Here is a 20122-nt window from a genome sequence, read left to right on the forward strand (position 1 = left end):
GGTTTATGAAATGGCATAAACAACTCTCGTTGTCTACGCCATTTACTAACCAAACTTAAATTCTTTTAATTCTTTGATTATTTTTTTTAGAAATTTGGAGCATTAACATCCCACCAAAGTCTGGTTCCTCCATTATCCGGACCACCTAACTTAGCTACACCAGTTGCTACACCTTCTTTATTATTTAGTACTTCATTTGAAGTAAAGTTGATTCTTCTAGGACCAAGTTCCGTAGTAATTTTTCCTCCACTATTGTTTACCACTACAGGGAATAATTTTGGATATCCTGTTCTTCTGTAATCAGACCAAGCTTCTTGTCCTTCCGGGAAACCTGCGATCCATTTTTGAGTAATAATTCTTTGCAGTTTCACCTCATTTGTAGCTGCATCATCCCAGGCAATAGTAATATTATTTACCGGAGCTGAATTGTTTACAGCAGCAACAGGATCAACATATGCTACAGGCAGACTAGTATTATCCGTTAAGTATTTAGCAATACCTGAAGCTTCTCTTTGGTCAAATGACGCTCCAATACCTGCCTCATATAATGATTTAGCATCACCTCCCATATTCCAGCCTCTTAGAGCTCCTTCTGCTCTTAAGAAATAAGCTTCGGCAGTAGTAACTAAATAAATGGTTTTAGATCTAACCACTTCTCCAATACCTGAAAAACGCTCACGGTCTCCTTTTCCTCCAATGGCTATACCAGTACGAATTCCTTTAAACTGACCTGTAAATTGAGCTGATTTATCAAAATAAATTGGCATTCTAGGGTCGTTGTATCCTTTTAATATAGACTCCATATCAGCAGACATTCTAATGTCTAACCATGAACCACTAATGGTAGCAATAGGGTTTGTAAAAGTTGGAGATACAATTCTAAACGCATCTTTTTTAGCTGTAAATACTCCGAATTTTTGTGCTACCGCTTTTTCAGCCTGAGCTTTTGCTAAAGCAGGTTTTACTTTTACGATACGCATAGCTAATCTCAAACGTAAAGTGTTGGCAAATTTTACCCAAGAAGCATAGTTACCTTCATAACCAGACAAATCCGCATCTTTAAATACAAAAGGCTCTCCGGCATCTGCTCTTTTTGTTAATTCATCTACAGCAAAATCCAACTCGCTAAACATTTGGTTGTATACTTCTTCCTGAGAATCATAAGCAATTGGCGCATTTTTACCGTATTGAGAATAGATGATAGGACCAAAGATGTCCGTAACACGGTGCATTCCTTCTACTTTCAAGATTAGAGAAAGTGCATAAAAATGGTCAAATTTCCCTTTTGTTTTGTTCGCAATATCGTATGCATTAAACATAACAGTAGGATAAGCATTTGTCCAAATAGCATTGTTCCATCCGTCAATTAAGTCATAAGTTGTATTGTTACTTCCTCCTCTAAAAGGGGTTGGAGTAGCCATATAACCTGACCAAATATCTGCATTTAGATTCTGTTGTAATTGATACTGAGACTCAAGCTGATCCCCTAAAACCTGAATGTTGTTAAACATCGGAGCGAATCCTTTTTTGATATCATTAAAATCATCCTTTAATTGATCATTGCTGAAACCATTAGGGTTAGTATTAATTTCATCAAAATTACCTGTACAACCTACTGCAGCAAGAAATGACATACAGATAGCTGTTTTTTTTATGTTATTTAGTTTCATTTTTTTTAATTTAGAAAGTTACATTTAAATTAAGACCAATACTTCTGGTAGAAGGTAAACCATAGATATCAATACCTTGTAGTCCCTCTCCTGTACTTAATGCAATGTTTGGATCAAAAGGAGCGTCTTTGTATATAAAGAATAAGTTTCTTGCAATTAATGAAATAGAAGCTGTTTGGAAAACTGGAAGTTTTTTAGGATTGAAAGTATATCCTACAGAAATCTCTCTTACACTTACATTTGTCGCTTTATAAACATATTCACCTGTAATTCCATCTCTACCTCCAACTTTTTTATAATAATCCTCAGCAGGTATATTTGTTACTACAGTCCCGTCTGGTTTGATTGCATTTACTGGAACTCCTCCTGCGTTTCTGGCATCACCTGTTGCTTTAGAAACTCCAAAGAAATCATTCTGAGCTTCAGTCATACTCATAACATTACCACCAAAACGTCCGTCAATTAAAACATTTGCAAAGAAAGAACCAACTTTGAAAGTGTTAGAGAAACCTAACATGAAATCAGGATTTGAATTACCTACTTCAGTAAAACCTTCAGTACCTTGAATTTTACCATCTTTATCTAATAAAATTCTACCCTGATCATCTTTTAGAATGTTTTTCCCCATGATAACACCAAACGGTCTTCCTTCAATTAAAGAGTATTGGTAGTTATTAACTCCAGGAACAGTCAAATTCACTATTCCTTTAGATGAAGCTGGAAGTTCTTTTACTTTATTTTTATTTTGAGAAAAGTTCACAGATGAATCCCATGAGAATTTATCTCCTTTAACAATACCAGCATTTACAACAATTTCAAAACCTTTATTTTCGATACTTCCGGCATTGAATCCATAAAATCTAACTCCCTCAGGGCTTCCGTCCGGCGCAGCAGATTGGAAATATTGATTTTTTGTTGTTGAATTATAGTAAGAAAGCTCAATACCAAATCTGTTGTTAAGGAATCTCCATTCCGTACCAAATTCATATTCTGATTTCAACTCTGGTTTTAAAGTAGTTCCTCTTTGTAATCCAACTTGAGGTTGTGTACTGTTATTCCCCGGAACATATAAATCTACAGGAGTAGTAACAAAAGCAGCAACATCATTACCAACCTGAGCGTAAGTTGCACGAACTTTTGCAAAACTAACTGACTCCGGCATTTTGAACATCTCGCTAAGTATACCTGTCAAACCTACAGACGGGTAAAAATAAGATCCTTTATTCGTATTCACTAATGTAGAAGACCAGTCATTTCTAGCTGCAACATCTAAGAACAACATGTCTTTGTAACCCAATGTAGTAGCTGCAAATACAGACTGTATTTCTCTTTTTGAGTCGATTGTTTGATAATTTCCTGTATTGTTTACAAAGTTGTTAAGTGTAAACCAGTTCGTTATTTTTAATCCGGCACCAATTCCAGAATCTAAAATTGTTCTGTCATTCGTCATCGTATTGGTAATACTTGTACCAATATTAGCATTAAATGAAAAATCATCACTAAATTTTGTATTGATCGTAGCAATTAAATCTCCATAACGTTGCGTACTTACCGCATCATTACTAATGTATCTACCATTAGCGTGAGAAAGTGTTCCTTGAGTAGTAGCAAAAATTCTCTTTTCAAATCCACTGTCAACTCTGTTATAGCTATATCTTGAAGCAATTGTTAACCATTCATTTGCTTTGTATGAAGCCGAAATTGCTCCGTTGAAAAAAGTGTTTGTGTCTTCAGATTTATTTCTGTTAATAGCCCAATATGGGTTTTGCATAATATCTCTGTTTGTCATCCAATTTTGAGCCATTAAATTTCTAGTCGGATTAAAAACTTCATAATTATTTTTATAATAATTGAAATCATTTCCTCTTGGCATTAAATAAACTCCTGTAAGTGGATTAAAGTAAAGACCATTTACCGGTTTATTTGCAATTGATTGTGTAGTATAATTTCCAGTTACACCCACTGTAAGTTTGTTATCAAAAAACTTTGCAGTTTGACGAATTCCAAAGTTATTTCTCTTAATTCCGTTACCTGGAATAATCCCTGATCCTGATGTATTAGCATAAGTTAATGCTGTAGAAGAATTTTCAGTTGCTGCAGAATATCCTACAGATGTAATTTGAGTAACTCCGGTTTGAAAGAAATCTTTAACATGATCTTTTATGTTTTGTTTCGCACCCCAAGACTCATCTTCCCCTGCTCTTGCAGCATAATCTTTTTGAAACTTTGGCAAATAAGCAGCCGATTCAAAAGTAGTTACAGACGAACCTGAAAAACTTGACTGTCCAACTTTTCCTTTTTTAGACGAAAGTAAAATTACTCCATTTGCTCCTTGCGATCCATATAATACAGAAGCCGCTGCTCCTTTTAGAACCGTCATACCATCGTAATCGTCCGGGTTAATTAAAGATACAACATCTCCACCATCACGGTTACCACCATTCAAACTACCAAAAGTATCATTTGGCTGACCTGAACCAGAGTTTAACATTGGAATACCATCAATAACATACAAAGGCTGATTGTTTGTTGCTGAAGAGCTTCCACGAATATCTACTTTTGTAGAACCACCAGTACCGGCAGAACTTTTTGTTACAGCAACACCCGCAATTTTACCTGCAATTGTATTGATAACGTTCGCGTCTCTTACACGTGTTAGCTCTTCCCCTTTAAGTTCCTGAGCCGCATAAGTTAAAGATTTTCTCGTTTTCTTGATACCTAATGAAGTTACAACAACTTCTGTAAGTGCATTTGACGCTGCTTGTAGCATTTTAACATTAATTGTAGCAGCATCACCTACAACTATTGATTGTGTTTCAAGTCCAACATAAGTAAAAACTAAAGTTTGTCCTTTTTGAACTTCAATTGAGTACACTCCGTCAAAATCGGAAGTAGTTCCCTTTTGACCTCCTTGTACTGCAACGGAAGCCCCTGGCAATGGCATTCCATCAGAATCTGTAATCACACCTTTAATGCTTTTTACCTGAGCAAGCGAAACTTGCGCCGTAAAAACAATCATAAAGATTAAGAAAATTTTTTTCATGTTAATTTATTTTGTTAGTTATAGGGTAAAATTATTCTTAAGGGATTGTTAAAAAAAATAATTTATACAAACAACATTAAATTTTAAACCAACGACATAAAACAATCAATAATATGCTATTCGAAAACGTTTTCTAGCCATTTTCTTGTAAAATTTTACAACAAAATAAATATTTACTACAAAAAAATCACTTTTATTAAACAATCATTTAATAATCATTAACATCTTAAGGGTATTTATGATCAAACTTTAACCAATGCTTCAAAATATGCATTACGAAAACGTTACCTCATCAAAAAAGCTCAACACATTTCTTTTATCATAAAATTTTATTTAAAAGAATTGCGTTTTAAAAAGTAATTGTTTAAAGTTGCATCATATTTAAGCTAAAGAAAATCCCTATAAACTAGTAATCAAAAGTTGAACGAAATACGAAAATTGAAATTTGACATTAAACTTAAAAATCATGTTTGGTTTTGGAGCTGCTATTTTACTCTTAACTTTTTAAGATGGGGAGCCTACTTTAATGACTACTCCTATTCATTCAAATCAAACCTGATAGAATTCTCTTTACACATTCCATTAGTCTATTTTAATTTATTTGTATTAGTTCCTCGTTTGGTGCTAAAACAAAAGTACATTCAGTACACCTTTATGATGGTTGCAAGCCTATTGGGTGTCTACTTAATAAAAACCGGTCTTACCTATTATATTATATCCGAAAATATTTGGCCCGAGGCAAACCGTGAATATCACACCTTCGACATTAACCACGTACTGGCAGTCTGCATTGGAGAATTGTACGTTGTTGCCATGGCGTCTTCTGTTTACCTTACACTAACCTGGTTGCGAGAACGCGAAAGAAACCGATCATTAAGAGAAAATCAGTTTAAGATCAAACTAAAATATCTGGAGAATCAAATTCAGCCTCATTTCTTTTTTAATACGCTGAATAACTTGTACGCTTTATCACTAGAATCTTCCGATAAAGTTCCGGACGTAATCTTAAAACTGTCTAATTTGATGGAGTATGTTTTATATGATGTCAAAGGAACCAAATCTGTTCCCTTAATCAAAGAAATTGATTACATACAAAATTATATCGAAATCGAGAAGTTACGTTTTGAGAATGTAGAAGTTACGATCAATCTGGAATCGAATATCGAGGATATTGTAGTACCTCCGCTGATCTTTATTTCATTGGTAGAAAATGCCTTTAAACATGGCGGAGTCAATAACAACAATATCAAAATCAAAATCAATTGTAAAGTTATCGACAATAAAATGTTAGACTTTGAAATCTTAAATAATTTTGTAATTTCACAAAATCTTAACTCGAAAGGTGGTATTGGCCTGGCGAATACCAAAAAAAGATTAAAACTGATTTACAAGAACGATTTTAGTCTAAAAAACACAATCAAATTAAATTACTATATAATCCGTTTGCAAATACCTCTTAATAATGAAAATTAAATGTGTGTTGGTTGATGATGAGCCTTTAGCAATCAAAGTCCTGCAAAATTATTTTACCAATTTTACAGATTTTGAAGTAATCGGCACATTTAATAATTCTTTGGAAGCGCTTGATTTTATAAACAGTACCACTGTCGATGCTGTATTCTTAGACATTAACATGCCTATGATGACAGGGTTCGAACTTATTAGCTTAATCGAAAACAAAACCAAAGTTATCATCACAACCGCTTTTAGAGAATTTGCCGCCGAAAGTTACGATCTGGATGTTCTGGATTATTTAGTAAAACCTATCCCGCTTCCAAGATTCATAAAATGCATTAATAAAATCACCACAGAATACAACCTGAAAAACAATATTAAAGTCGAAACCGTAAAAGGAGACTCTCATATTTTTATTAAAGTCGATAAAAAAATGATGAAAATTAATATTGAAGAAATTCTGTTTGTTGAAGGCATGAAAGAATATATAAAAGTGGTGACTTCCGACAAAACCTACATTACACACAAATCTCTGACTTCTTTATCTGAAGAATTACCGGCTGACCGATTCCTGCGCATTCACAAATCATACGTAATCGCACTCAACAAAGTAAAATCTATAGAGGGTAATCGTATTCAAATACAATCCTACACCATTCCAATTGGAAGAAATTACAGCAAAGAAGTAAAAAACAAAATTCTGGAATAAATTCAGCTTCCTAAATCGTTTTTGTAACTCAGTAAAAACTAACACATTGTTGAAAAAATAATGTCGTTGGTTTAAATTTAACATTATTTGTAGCTTTTTATTTTTTTTTGATACACTTAACAAATATATTTACGGTCTTCAAAAAACAATAAAATAAAAAATTAACCTCTTAAATTATGAGTTCAGAAAATGTTCAAACCAAATGGGGACAGTTTATCTCGTTGATAATTGTTTTCTTCTTTTGGGGTTTTGTTGGTTCTGCCAATGACATCCTGATTCCTGTTTTCAAGAAAGTATTCACCTTATCGCAAGTACAATCACAATTAGTAGCCTGGGCCTTTTATGCGGCATACTTCGTAGGTTCCTTGATTTTCTTTTTGGTGTCCTTAAAATTAGATGTTTTACAAAAATTTGGATACAAAAAAACACTTTCTGCCGGTTTACTCCTATCTGCCGTTGGATCATTTTTATTCATTCCCGCTGCAACAATGGAAAGCTTCCCTTTCTTCTTAACCGCTTTATTTACGGTAGGATTAGGGTTTTCTATCCAGCAAATTGTTGCCAATCCTCTTGCCATTAAAATGGGAAGCCCTGCAACAGGTGCACACCGTTTGACTTTAGCGGGTGGAATTAACTCTTTCGGAACTACAATTGGAGCTATCTTACTGGGAATAGCTTTATTCGGAATGGGAGATAACAAAAAGACAGCTCTTTCTTTAGAGGACATTAAACTGCCTTTTATTATTCTTGGACTTGCTTTTATCATCGTAGCCGTTTTCATGAACTTCTCCAAAATTGAAGATCCTGCAAAAGAGGACGAAGAAGAAATTAAAGTAGCTCACGAAAAATTCAACATACTAGACTACCCGCAGCTTTATTTAGGAATGTTAGGAATCTTTATCTACGTAGGTACAGAGGTAACCATTATCAGTAACCTTCCTGCCTTATTGCATACACATGAATTTGGAAACATCCTGGAAGATGCTATCGCCCCATTTATTGCCCTTTACTGGGGAAGTTTAATGATTGGCCGATGGAATGGTGGTGTTAACGTTTTCAACACTTCAAACTTAGTAAATACAGCACTTAAATTTATCGTTCCTGCTTTGGCATTTGGAGTAATCATTGGCGCTAACCTTTTTGCTGCACACGATGTTTCTTCTTTTTACATTTACCCAATCTGGATCTTATTATTTATAGCAGTAAGTTTTGTTGGAGGTAAAAATGCAGGTAAAACATTAATGCTTTTCGGAATTTCAGGAGTATTAATGATGTTTGCCGGATTGGTTTATCCTGACCCGCAAATTGCTAAATTCTTCTTCATTTCCGGAGGTTTATTCTTATCTATTATGTGGCCGTCTATCTTTGATTTAGCGATTGCCGGCTTAGGTAAAAACACCGGAAAAGCATCTTCATTCTTAATCATGATGATTCTTGGAGGTGGAGTTATTCCTTTAATTCAGGGAAGCATCTGTGATATCGACCTTACAAGTCCAAACGGAATTTTCGGAATCACGTGGACACACTTCTCCTACATCGTTCCTCTTTTAGGTTTTGCTTATTTAGGATTTTATGGCTTCTATTGCCCTAAAATTTTAAAAAGACAAGGGATCAACCACGTTGAAGGCGGAGGCGGAGGTCACTAAACCGAATAAAATTTTAAATTCCAAATCTCAAATTCAAATTCCAAACGCTCACTAAAGGTTTGGAATTTGAATTTGAGATTTGTTTTTTTTTATAATAAATACACAAACCCGGTAGATTTTTGAAACCTGTTGGGTTTATATATACAACATAAAAAAAACGCCATCTTTCTATTGAAAAATGGCGTTTTAAGTTTTTTAATAGCTAAGGACTACTTGTTTCCTTTTTCGAAATCAGCCACAAACTGAGCCAATCCAATATCTGTTAATGGGTGTTTCAACAATCCGTAAATTGCAGAAAGAGGCCCAGTCATAACATCAGCACCAATCTTAGCACAATTTACAATGTGCATCGTGTGACGCACAGAAGCTGCTAAAATTTGAGTTTCGTAACCGTAGTTATCATATACCAATCTAATCTCTTCGATTAAATTCAATCCGTCAGTTGAAACATCATCTAAACGACCTACAAACGGAGACACATAAGTTGCTCCAGCTTTTGCAGCCAAAATAGCTTGTCCTACTGAAAACACAAGAGTTACATTCGTTTTAATTCCTTTATCAGAAAAATATTTTGCCGCCATAACACCTTCTTTCGTCATAGGCAATTTTACCACGATTTGGTCATGTAATTCAGCCAGCTCCTCACCTTCCTTAACCATACCGTCAAAATCCAGCGCATTCACTTCAGCACTTACATCTCCTTCAACCAAATTACAGATGTCAACATAGTGCTTCAAAATGTTGTTTTTTCCGGTAATTCCTTCTTTAGCCATCAATGATGGGTTAGTTGTTACACCATCCAAAACTCCTAAAGCCTGTGCTTCTTTAATCTGAGCTAAATTAGCCGTGTCAATAAAAAATTTCATAATCTATTTATATTTAATTGTGTGTTTAAAAATTTCGTGCAAAATTACAACTTATAATGATTCATCAGCATTTTTTCATAAACTTTATCCGGTAATACACGTTTTAAAACAATGGAGAACTTCTGCATAAAAGCCCCTACTTTATAATGTACTTTTGGTTTTTCCTTTTGGATGATTTTATAAACAGCTTCAGCCATTTCATTTGGATTCCCCCCTGCGTCAACATGTTCGTTCATCGTTGCCAGAATATCGCCATACACTTTTTCGTAAGCCGAACCTTTTACCACCGGCGCATGATAACGACCTGCTGCAATATTTGTAGCAAAATCACCCGGCGCCACATTCGTAATTTCAATTCCAAACGACTTCACTTCCATACGCAAAGCCTCTGTAATTAATTCTAAAGCCCCTTTTGAAGCCGAATACACACTGCGATATGGCAATCCCATATAACCTGCAATCGAAGTAATATTGATAATCAAACCTGATTTTTGCTCTCGCATTTGAGGCAAAACCGATTTCATCACTTCAATTGGTCCAAAAAAATTGGTTTCAAAATTATTCTTGATTTCCTCCGTCGGAATCTCCTCTAAAGGTCCGGTAATTCCAACCCCGGCATTATTAATGACAACATCCAGCCTTCCGGAAGCTGCAATAATCTGAGCTACTGCCGACTGTATAGAATTTGTATTACGAACATCCAAAGCAACCAATGGAAAAACAGAGCTCTGTACCTTTTCAGGATTTCGGCTCGTTCCGTATACCACGAAACCTTTTTGGTGTAAATACTCTCCAATTGACTTTCCAATTCCTGAAGATCCGCCGGTAATTAAAACAACTTTACTCATTATTTAAGTTTTGAGTTATGAGTTATGGATTATGGGTTATGGGTTATGTGGAGAAATTTTTAATTTCCATCACTTAACTTTAACTTTCAAAAGGGTCAAAAATAAAAAAATCCTCCATAAGGAAGACTACTTTTAAATTAATTCTAAAAAAAAATCCCGAAACATCGGGAACTAAAAAAAAAAAAAAAAAAAAAAAAATGGCAAGCGACCTACATCGCACCGCTCAACCACGTACCCTTGCTATGTTCCCATCCTGGGGGAGTCTGCAGGAGCTGGTCGTGTAGGACTTGCCGGTGCAAATATACAATCTTTTTATATTTTTGCAAGACCTTTGTTGCTATAAAAATATCATCGTATATTGGCTTATTCAAATTTTAAACTATGAAAAATTATAACTTCCTAACTGTCATTTTATTAGGAATCACATTAATTGGATGTGGAGATACAAAAAAAGGTGAAAATTCTTTGTTTACTATCGATGATTCGGCTTTTCCAGCCCATTTTTTACCTCAGGAAGCCATTTCGATCGGTATTTTAAACCCAAATTCGAAAGAAATCGACAGCATTACCTACTTTGTAAACGATAAAAAAGTAGGTAGTACTAAAGGTGCAGAAAAATTCAAATTTGAACTAAAAGAACAAAGATTAGGGTATCAGTACCTAAAAGCTACCGTTTATTTTGGATCAGATTCCTCAGATGCCACTAAACGTGTAGAGCTAGTTTCTAATATAGAACCTAAATTATTAAAATATAAAATAATCAACACCTATCCGCACGACAAACAATCTTTTACTGAAGGATTAGAATTCTATAAAGACACTTTATACGAAAGCACCGGTCAGGAAGGAGCTTCTTACTTGAGAAAATACGATTATAAAACCGGGAAAATTTTCAAGCAAATTGATTTAGACAAAAAATACTTTGGTGAAGGAATTACGTTCATCAACGGCAAATTATTTCAGCTGACCTGGCAAAACAAAACAGGTTTTATCTACAATGCTAACACTTTAAAACTGGAAAAAACCTTTGCGTACGAGAAAGATATCGAAGGCTGGGGAATGACGAATGACGGGAAATACATTTATCAAACGGACAAAACAGAGAAAATCTGGAAAATGGATCCTGCAACGCAAAAAATGATAGATTACATCAACGTATATTCGGGAACTTCAAAAATTAAAGCCATTAATGAATTGGAGTGGATTAACGGAAAAATCTATACCAACGTTTGGTTTAAGGATGCTATTGCTGTCGTAAACCCTACTTCCGGAGCCGTTGAAGGAATTCTGGACATGTCAGGATTACGCAAACTTATGACTGATGTAACGAAAGATGATGTTTTAAACGGAATTGCTTACAACCCAAAAACTAAAACTATTTTTGTTACCGGTAAAAACTGGATCAAAATGTTCGAAATAACCGTTTCAGAATAAAACAATTAAGAACAAATTTTTAAACACAGATTTTACTAATTTCACTAATCTATTGTGTGATAATTGTGAAATTTGTGCTTTTTACTTTATACCTCAAAATAATGACAACTCTTATAACTAACATAAAAGAACTACTTCAGGTTCGCGAAACTTCAATAGCCAAAGTATCAGGAACAGAAATGGCCATACTTCCAACGCTTAAAAATGCCTATTTAATTCTAAAAGACGATCTTATTCAGGATTACGGCCTGATGGAAAATCTTCCAGAAACCAATGCCGATCTGACAATCGACGCAACAGGACGAGTTATATTGCCTACGTGGTGCGACAGTCACACCCACATTGTATATGCAGGAAATCGCGAGCAGGAATTTGTAGACCGAATCAATGGGTTTTCATATGAAGAAATTGCCAATCGTGGCGGTGGTATTCTAAACTCGGCTAAAAAACTCAATGAAACTACTGAAGAAGAAATCTACGAGCAGTCGAAACTTCGTTTAGAAGAAGTCATGCATTTGGGAACCGGAGCTGTAGAAATTAAATCAGGGTACGGACTAACTATCGAGGGTGAGCTCAAAATGCTTCGCGTAATTCAAAAATTAGCTCAGAATTATCCGATTGCCATAAAAGCAACGTTTTTAGGAGCACATGCCTTCCCTTTGCATTACAAAGAAAACAAAGCAGGTTATATTGATGAAATCATCACTAAAATGCTGCCTGAGATTGCCCAAAACAAACTGGCCGATTATGTGGATGCCTTTTGTGAAACTGGTTATTTCTCTGTTGAAGAAACAGAAAAAATCATGGAAACCGGAATACAATATGGACTGAAACCTAAAATTCATGTCAATCAATTCAATTCTATTGGCGGAATACAGGCCGGAATCAAATACAACGCCCTTTCAGTGGATCATCTTGAAATTATGAACCCGGAAGACATTGAGGCTTTAAAAAACACAGAAACGATGCCTGTTGCGTTACCGTCCTGTTCTTATTTTTTAAGTATTCCTTACACTCCGGCTCGTGAAATGATAAAAGCAGGCCTGCCAATTGCCCTGGCTACAGACTTTAACCCCGGTTCTACTCCATCCGGAAACATGAATTTTGTAGTTGCAACGGCTTGTATTAAAATGAAAATGACTCCTGAAGAAGCTATAAATGCCGCTACTATAAATGGCGCCTACGCGATGGGAATTTCTGAAACACACGGAAGTATCACCAAAGGTAAAAAAGCCAATCTGATCCTTACAAAACCCATTTCCTCTTACTATCAAATCCCTTACGCTTTTGGAAGCAATCTTATCGAAAGCGTTTTTCTTGAAGGAAAAATTCTAAAATAGTAAAACCTAAAAAAAAAAGGTCTGTGAAAAATCACAGACCTTTTTTACTTTTAGTGGTATTTGTCCTAGACAGCGTATTATCTTAAAGTGAAACTAGTTTTAGAAACTAATTCGTCATTGTCAAAAACGTTAATAAAGTACGTTCCTTTTTCGAAATCCTTACCAATTAAATCCTCTGAAACGTTTACTGTTTTATTTTCATATTTAACAGTAGTTTTAAAACTGTACGTTAAAGTATTGTCTCCAAAACTTTCTGTTCTCTTTTCTCCTAAAACATTGTTTTTAGAGTCAATAACCTGAACATAGTACGTTTTATCTCCTGATTTTGCGATTTGATTTTCAGCAATTGTAAAGCTTACTTTCAATACATCAGCACGGCTTGCTTTATCCGTTTCGATTTGTTTACCAGAGCTTCTTACTTTGTAAGCAATTGTTTTAGTATTTAAAACTGATAATTTAGCTCCTTTTTCAACTGTTTTAGCCAATTCTTCGTTTTGACCAACCAAAACTTCATTGTATTTCTTAGACTCTCCTAAAACTACAATTGTACTGTCTCTTTGAACTGTTAAAACACCATTTTGTTTTTTCAACTCATCGTTTTCAGCAACTAAAGTTTTCATTTTACCTTGCATTGCCTGAACTTGTGATCTGTACTTAGAGACATCTCCTTTAGATTTATTTAAATCATCCATTAGAGCGACTACTTTATCTCTTTCCTGAATTAACTCATCAGACATTGAAGTATTCTCAGCAATTGCAGCATCGTAAGTTGCTTTTAACTCCTGTAAATCTTTCATAACAGATTCTTTTTCTGTCATTGTCGTTGTAAGTTCAGTCTTAACTACATCTGTATCAGATGATAATTTAAAAATATACACTAAGCTACCAATCAGTAGGACTGCTAAAACTGCGATTACCGCCTTTAGACTTGAGTTGTTGTTCTTTGGGTTTTCCATATTTAAAAAATTTTCTTTAAAACAAATTTAAGAATTAATATAAAGGTATTAACGTAAGTTTCTACAATTATAGTATTTTTGAAAAATTTTTTTTTTCATGGAGAAACTCATTCCTTTTACTGTTAACGATTTAGCAAAAATTACCAATCACAGAAGTGGTGAAATAAAATTCGGAGAGAAAATGATCGTCATCCCTAAAGGAGTTGACAAGATTCAGTTTCTAAAAGAGAGCGAAGCTAAATATGTCCTTTTCGGAATTCCGGAAGATATTGGCGTGCGTGCCAACTACGGCAGACCGGGAGCAGCATCGGCATGGGAAAGTGCTATGAAAAGTATTGCTAACATTCAGCACAATCGTTTTTCTAAAGGCAGTCAGATTATTGTTTTAGGACAATTGGACGTTGCTGCGGAAATGCGCGATGTTGAAAATCTTGATTTCAACGATATCGACGACCGGTCAAAACTTAGTCAATTAGTCGAAAAAATAGACAAAGAAGTCTCACACATTATCTTTACTCTTATAAAAGCAGGAAAAACACCTATTATTATTGGAGGCGGACACAACAATGCTTACGGAAATATAAAAGGATCAGCTTTGGCCAAGGGAAAACCTATTAACGCTATCAATTTCGATGCGCATTCTGATTTTAGAATCCTTGAAGGACGTCATAGCGGCAACGGTTTTTCTTATGCCTATGAAGAAGGTTTCTTAAAAAAATACTTCATTTTTGGTCTGCATGAAAACTATACTTCTAAAAGTGTTTTAGACATCATCAAAAAACTGGAAGACCGCGTTCGCTATAATACGTACGACAGCGTCAGCATTCGCAGGGAAAAAGATTTTGACAGAGAAATGGCTCTGGCTTTAGAATTCATCAGAACAGATTCTTTCGGAATCGAAATCGATTTGGATGCTCTTCCAAACATTGCCAGCAGCGCTATGACCATCAGCGGTTTTTCGGTAGAACAAGTACGTCAGTTTATTTCCTTTTTCGGACAACATAAAAATGCGACGTATCTGCATATTTGTGAGGGCGCGCCGGATCTGGCCGATTCTCCGAACAACAATTTAATTGGCAAGCTAATAGGCTATTTAGTAACAGATTTTATTAAAGCGAATAACGAAAAAATCTAATCGCAACAGAAACTTTACTAATCAAAAAAAATAGGCGTTTGCCAAATAAAGCAATATTCAAATAAAGGATTAAACGAATAAACCTATCTTTGCACTGAATTTTAGTACTTAAAACTAAATTCTTAATAAGTCAAGATATGTTATTCGAAGATCTGTCACTCTCAAAAAGTATACAAAAAGCCGTATTTGAAGAAGGTTACTTAAATCCTACTCCTATTCAGGAACAATCGATCCCGATCGTTTTGTCAGGAAGAGATTTAATTGGCTGTGCACAAACCGGTACCGGAAAAACAGCAGCATTTGCTATTCCAATCATACACCAATTACACCGAATTGTAGGCTCCTCTAAAAAGGCCAAACAAGTCCGTGCTCTTATAGTTACTCCTACACGTGAATTAGCGGTTCAGATTGGCCAAAGTTTTGACACTTATGCCAAATATACCAACTTAACACAATTGACCATTTTTGGAGGGGTTTCACAAAATCCTCAGGTAGACGCTCTAAAAAATGGAGTTGACATTTTAGTTGCAACCCCGGGTCGTTTACTTGATTTACACAAACAAGGGTTCCTGGATCTCGATCATTTACACACTTTGGTTCTGGATGAAGCTGACCAAATGCTGGACATGGGTTTTATCAATGATGTCAAAAAAATTGTAAAACTGACTCCTAAAAACAGGCAGACTTTATTATTCTCTGCTACTATGCCGATTGCCATTCGCGAGCTGGCTGAAATGTTTTTAAAAGATCCCGAAAAGGTAGAAGTTTCACCTGTTTCATCAACGGCAGAAACGGTTGAGCAGCGCATTTACTTTGTAGAAAAAACAGAAAAAAGAAATTTATTGTATCATTTGATCAAAAATGAAAACCTGTCTAATGTTCTGGTTTTTTCAAGAACCAAACATGGTGCTGACAATGTGGTAAAAGCGCTTCGTAAAAAGACATTCCTGCCGAAGCTATCCACGGAGATAAATCTCAAAATGCCAGACAGCGTGTTTTAGATGCGTTTAAAAACAAAGAAGTTGGCGTTCTTGTTGCGACCGATATTGCTGCAAGAGGAATCGATATTGACCAATTGCCTTTTGTTATCAATTTTGATTTACCCAACATTCCGGAGACTTATGTGCATAGGATTGGACGTACGGGGCGTGCCGGAAATGGCGGAATTGCTATTTCGTTTTGCGGTAAAGACGAACAGCCTTACTGGAAAGACATTCAGAAACTTATTAAAGTAGAGGTAAAAACCATTACCGATCATCCTTACCCATGGCACTCAGGAAGCCCGGGAGCGACGGATGAAAAACCTAAAAACTCAAACCGAAGCGGTGGTGCTCATAAATCGAGAAAATCAAATGCTTCTAAACAAAATAAAAAACGCTGGTATTAACCGGCGTTTTTCGTTTCCAATATTAAGTAATTCATTATCTTAAAAAGGCGTACCGGTTCAAACGGCTTGATAATAATATCATTTATTCCTGAAGAAATCGCTTCATCTGTAATCTCGTCTTTATCAAAAGCAGTAAGCGCTATAATGGGAGTTTTAAGCCCTTTTGAACGAATCCTTCTCGTAGTTTCAAAACCATTCATCAAAGGCATGTTGATATCCATTAAAATCAGGTCGAAATTTTCGCTCTCCAGCATTTTTAGAGCTGCAAAGCCATCATCAACAACTTTGCAGACATAATTGTGTTTTTCGATGATTTTTTTCGTGACCAGCTGATTGATGAGATTATCTTCTACAATTAGAATCTTATACACCTCATTTGAACTCAGATCAACCTCTATCTCTTCAATAATCAGTTTTGTTTTTTGAGGATCGAATTCAAACGGAATAGTAAATGAAAATGAAGTCCCAAAGCCTACTTCACTTTTCAAATCAATCGTACTACCAAAAAGCCCCAACAATCGTTTTACAATGCTCAATCCCAAGCCTGTTCCCTGATAATCCTCATCTTTTCTTCCAACCTGTACGAATTTCTCAAAAATTTTATCCTGGTCTACAGCTGCGATTCCCACCCCGTTATCTTTTACCCAAAAATCCAGAAAATACATCTTTCCTTCAAAGCGATTCAGTTTTACGATAATTTCAACTTCGCCATCTTTTGTAAACTTAAGCGCATTACTCACCAGATTCATTAAAATCTGAGCAAGTCTTAACTTATCTCCAATAAGGTACTCGGGAATGCAGGGATCAATAGAAACCGTGATTTTATCATTGTTTTTTTGCGATAAAAAAGACAGCGAATTCTTAATCATCATAATCTCATCGGAAATATTGAATGTCAAATTCTCCAATACCACTTTATTCTCCTCAATTTTATTGATCTGAAGAATGTCATTGACCAAGGATAATAAATAACGGGCCGAAAATTTCAACGAACTCAAATGCTGACTTCTGGACAGTTCTTTGTGTTCTTCCAGCAGCATATTGGTGATTCCAACCACACCGTACAATGGTGTACGCAATTCATGGCTTATAGTCGAAATAAATTGACTTTTAAGAAGTGAGGCTTCCTCTGCAATTTCTTTGGCTTCTAAAAGCTCTGCATTGTGTTTTTTCTTAAACCTGATGTTTTTAATCAGAGTGATAATGAGAACCAAAAGAATCAGCGAAATCAGAACAAATAAAATCACAATAATCCTTGACTTTTTAAGACTTTGATACTGTGAATCTTTCTCACTTTCTATCTTATCAATCTGCCTTTTGTATTCGTCTAATTCTAAATTAAAACCGGCAATAGAGGCTTTTTTGAGTTTTTCCTCATTGTACAATTCTTCTGTTATTTTATTGTATGAAGCCAGATTCACATAAGCCTCTTCATACTTCCCTATTTTGTTTAAGAACTTAGAATATTCCTGATGTGAATATGACAAATCCGATCGCTCGTCACTGTTTTTACCCGCCTGAATTGCTTTGAGAAAGAAAACATTGGCCAACTCATAATCATTATGGTAACTATAATACATCCCGTTTAGCATGTTTACAACGATCTCTGTGGACTCGTCACCATATTTACTCTTATTGCTGTTTACAAATTTTAGAAACGGATATCCTTCTTTAAATTTTCCTATATCAAAATAAGCCCAGGCAATATTTACGTTTGTAAAATATACTTGCCCCATCTCGTTTAATTTTAAACTGTAGGCTATGGATTTTTTGTAATAATTAATTCCCAGGTTGAACTGTTTTTTCTCAAAACAATAAATATTACCAAGATTATTATGAAGACTGTATTTTAAGGAATCGTTATTGGTTTTACCAGCATAAAACAATCCTTTTTTATAGAAAAAAATAGCTTTATCAAATTCCGACAATTCATTGTAATTTCCGGCAATTATTTTATACGATTTTGCTATTAAATTATTATTCTTAGCAGCTGTAGCATAGTTTAATGCTATTCGCGAGGTGATGAGTGACTTTTCAAAATTTGATTTCCTGTAGTCGCCCCAGGCTTCCTCTACAAGTTTATTAATCTTTGCCTCCGGCACCGTTTCAGATTGCATAATGGCTGAATTGGCAAAACAATTCAGACACACCAGCAGTAGCAGCAAAAGAATCCGTATTCGGGGCATAAATAGGCTAATTTGACCAAATATACATCAAAAATAAAAAAAAGCTGTATTTCTATTAAAAATACAGCTTCTTTTTTATTTGGACTTTAAAAGTTTTCAAAGTCTTTTCCTACCTGAATAAAAATAATTATAAGTTTTCGGAAGCAATTTCAGAATCTTTATCATCCTCCCATTGCCCCACAACTGATGTTGCCAAAGCATTTCCTAAAACGTTTGTAGCACTTCTGAACATATCACAAAAGTGATCGATTGGTAAAATTAATGCAATTCCTTCAACCGGTATATCAAACATACCGCAAGTTGCAGCAACTACAACCAAACTGGCTCTTGGCACCCCCGCAATACCTTTACTTGTCAACATTAAAACCAAAAGCATCACCATTTGAGTCCCTAAATCCAGATGTACTCCATAAAACTGAGCAATAAAAATACTGGCAAAAGTCATGTACATCATACTACCATCGAGGTTAAACGAGTATCCAAGCGGCAGCATAAAGGCCACAATTTTGTCTTTTACACCAAAATCTTCCAATTCCTCCGTTAATTTTGGGAAAACAGCTTCACTACTCGTTGTACCGAAAGCAATCGCCAGAGGCCCTGTAATACGTCTTAAAAGCTCTGTCATTCTTCCTTTCAGAAAAAGATAACCTACCGCAACTAAAACCACCCATAAAGTACCAATTCCAACTAAAAACGATCCGAAGAATTTAAAATAGGTAATTACCAACTCTTCGGCATCTCTAATAGCAAATACTCCTGCAATGGCTCCGAAAACTCCAATTGGAGCGAAGTTCATAACATAGTTCACCATTTTTAAAACGATATGCGAAGTCTTATCTAAAGCATTGATTACCGGTTTTACTGTACTTCCCAAAGAAGCACCAGCTAACCCGAAGAATATTGAAAATACAACAATCTGTAAAATTTCATTGGTTGCCATTGCTTCAAAAATACTTTTAGGCACAATGTGTTCTACAAAATTTTCAACAGATAATGTTTTTGTTTTAGCAGTTACTTCCGAAGCTGCAGCCATATCAACGTGATCCAGTTTTAAACCTACACCCGGCTCCAGAATGTTCACATAAAACAATCCAATCAATAAAGAGATAAAAGAAGCAGTAAAAAACCATCCAAGGGCTTTTCCTCCAATTCTTCCCACAGTTTTAATATCTCCAAGTTTTGCAATACCTACAACTAAAGTGGTAAATACTAACGGAGAAATAATCATCTGCACCAATCTGATAAAGATCGTTGCAAGCATTTTTATTTTATTACTGAAAGATTGTGCTGCCTCAGGCGAAATCGAATTGTGCAAAATTATTCCCAAAGTGGCTCCAAGAACCATTGCAATAATAATCTGCCCTGTTAATCCTTTAAGAAAAGATTTCTTTTTAGTTTCTGTAACTTCTTGCATTAATTTGTTTGTTTTAAATTAAAATGTTAAAAC

The 20122-nt window shown here is 35.2% G+C and carries 13 protein-coding genes, 1 other RNA gene and 1 pseudogene; 7 read left to right on the forward strand and 8 right to left on the reverse strand.

The genetic code is table 11. The features are described 5' to 3' along the window. Nucleotides 1-86: 86 nt before the first annotated feature. The gene (locus tag M4I44_RS19720) at nucleotides 87-1670 is read right to left on the reverse strand and encodes a RagB/SusD family nutrient uptake outer membrane protein (RefSeq protein WP_017497632.1); all 1584 of its coding nucleotides are present in this window, start codon (nucleotides 1668-1670) and stop codon (nucleotides 87-89) included. Between the two features lie 10 nt (nucleotides 1671-1680). After that, a complete protein-coding gene (locus M4I44_RS19725; protein WP_249965852.1) occupies nucleotides 1681-4713 on the reverse strand; it encodes a SusC/RagA family TonB-linked outer membrane protein in 3033 nt (1010 codons plus the stop codon). 420 nt (nucleotides 4714-5133) lie between these two features. Here M4I44_RS19725 and M4I44_RS19730 point away from each other — a divergent pair, with 420 nt between their 5' ends. From M4I44_RS19730 to M4I44_RS19740, 3 genes are all read left to right on the forward strand, one after another. Continuing rightward, the gene (locus M4I44_RS19730) at nucleotides 5134-6186 is read left to right on the forward strand and encodes a sensor histidine kinase (protein WP_089076976.1); all 1053 of its coding nucleotides are present in this window, start codon (nucleotides 5134-5136) and stop codon (nucleotides 6184-6186) included. After that, nucleotides 6176-6877 carry a LytTR family DNA-binding domain-containing protein gene (locus M4I44_RS19735; RefSeq protein WP_017497635.1) on the forward strand — a complete coding sequence of 234 codons (702 nt, stop codon included), beginning with the start codon at nucleotides 6176-6178 and terminating at the stop codon, nucleotides 6875-6877. Before M4I44_RS19730 ends, M4I44_RS19735 begins: the two co-directional genes overlap by 11 nt. Before the next feature lie 176 nt (nucleotides 6878-7053). Then, nucleotides 7054-8523, forward strand: a complete 1470-nt coding sequence (locus M4I44_RS19740; protein WP_017497636.1) for an MFS transporter — start codon at nucleotides 7054-7056, stop codon at nucleotides 8521-8523. Nucleotides 8524-8732: 209 nt separating this feature from the next. On the opposite strand, the gene fsa is transcribed toward M4I44_RS19740, so the two are convergent. The 3 genes from fsa to ffs form a co-directional block, all read right to left on the reverse strand. Continuing rightward, nucleotides 8733-9389, reverse strand: coding sequence for a fructose-6-phosphate aldolase (fsa, locus tag M4I44_RS19745; protein WP_017497638.1), 657 nt, complete (start codon nucleotides 9387-9389; stop codon nucleotides 8733-8735). 44 nt (nucleotides 9390-9433) lie between these two features. Next, the gene (locus tag M4I44_RS19750) at nucleotides 9434-10237 is read right to left on the reverse strand and encodes an SDR family oxidoreductase (protein WP_249965853.1); all 804 of its coding nucleotides are present in this window, start codon (nucleotides 10235-10237) and stop codon (nucleotides 9434-9436) included. Nucleotides 10238-10432: 195 nt separating this feature from the next. After that, nucleotides 10433-10530, reverse strand: an RNA gene (gene ffs / locus M4I44_RS19755) — signal recognition particle sRNA small type. Between the two features lie 88 nt (nucleotides 10531-10618). Between ffs and M4I44_RS19760 the strand changes: the two genes are divergently transcribed. Both M4I44_RS19760 and hutI read left to right on the forward strand, forming a co-directional pair. Beyond that, a complete protein-coding gene (locus tag M4I44_RS19760; protein WP_249965854.1) occupies nucleotides 10619-11671 on the forward strand; it encodes a glutaminyl-peptide cyclotransferase in 1053 nt (350 codons plus the stop codon). Nucleotides 11672-11772: 101 nt separating this feature from the next. Further along, on the forward strand, nucleotides 11773-13011 hold the full coding sequence (gene hutI / locus M4I44_RS19765; protein WP_249965855.1) for an imidazolonepropionase: 1239 nt from the start codon (nucleotides 11773-11775) through the stop codon (nucleotides 13009-13011). 77 nt (nucleotides 13012-13088) lie between these two features. Here hutI and M4I44_RS19770 read toward each other — a convergent pair whose 3' ends face one another. After that, a complete protein-coding gene (locus M4I44_RS19770; RefSeq protein WP_017497642.1) occupies nucleotides 13089-13967 on the reverse strand; it encodes a hypothetical protein in 879 nt (292 codons plus the stop codon). A 97-nt stretch (nucleotides 13968-14064) separates the two neighbouring features. Between M4I44_RS19770 and M4I44_RS19775 the strand changes: the two genes are divergently transcribed. Beyond that, the gene (locus M4I44_RS19775; protein WP_017497643.1) at nucleotides 14065-15102 is read left to right on the forward strand and encodes a formimidoylglutamase; all 1038 of its coding nucleotides are present in this window, start codon (nucleotides 14065-14067) and stop codon (nucleotides 15100-15102) included. A 137-nt stretch (nucleotides 15103-15239) separates the two neighbouring features. Next, nucleotides 15240-16489: pseudogene (locus tag M4I44_RS19780) on the forward strand (DEAD/DEAH box helicase). Here the strand turns inward: M4I44_RS19780 and M4I44_RS19785 are convergent. After that, nucleotides 16486-18675, reverse strand: coding sequence for a response regulator (locus M4I44_RS19785; protein ID WP_026110111.1), 2190 nt, complete (start codon nucleotides 18673-18675; stop codon nucleotides 16486-16488). The pseudogene M4I44_RS19780 and the gene M4I44_RS19785 overlap by 4 nt on opposite strands. 127 nt (nucleotides 18676-18802) lie before the next feature. Continuing rightward, the gene (locus M4I44_RS19790; protein WP_017497646.1) at nucleotides 18803-20089 is read right to left on the reverse strand and encodes a dicarboxylate/amino acid:cation symporter; all 1287 of its coding nucleotides are present in this window, start codon (nucleotides 20087-20089) and stop codon (nucleotides 18803-18805) included. Nucleotides 20090-20122: the final 33 nt, after the last annotated feature.

Origin of the sequence: Flavobacterium sp. B183 (genome assembly GCF_023539155.1) — a bacterium.
Classification (GTDB): domain Bacteria; phylum Bacteroidota; class Bacteroidia; order Flavobacteriales; family Flavobacteriaceae; genus Flavobacterium; species Flavobacterium tructae.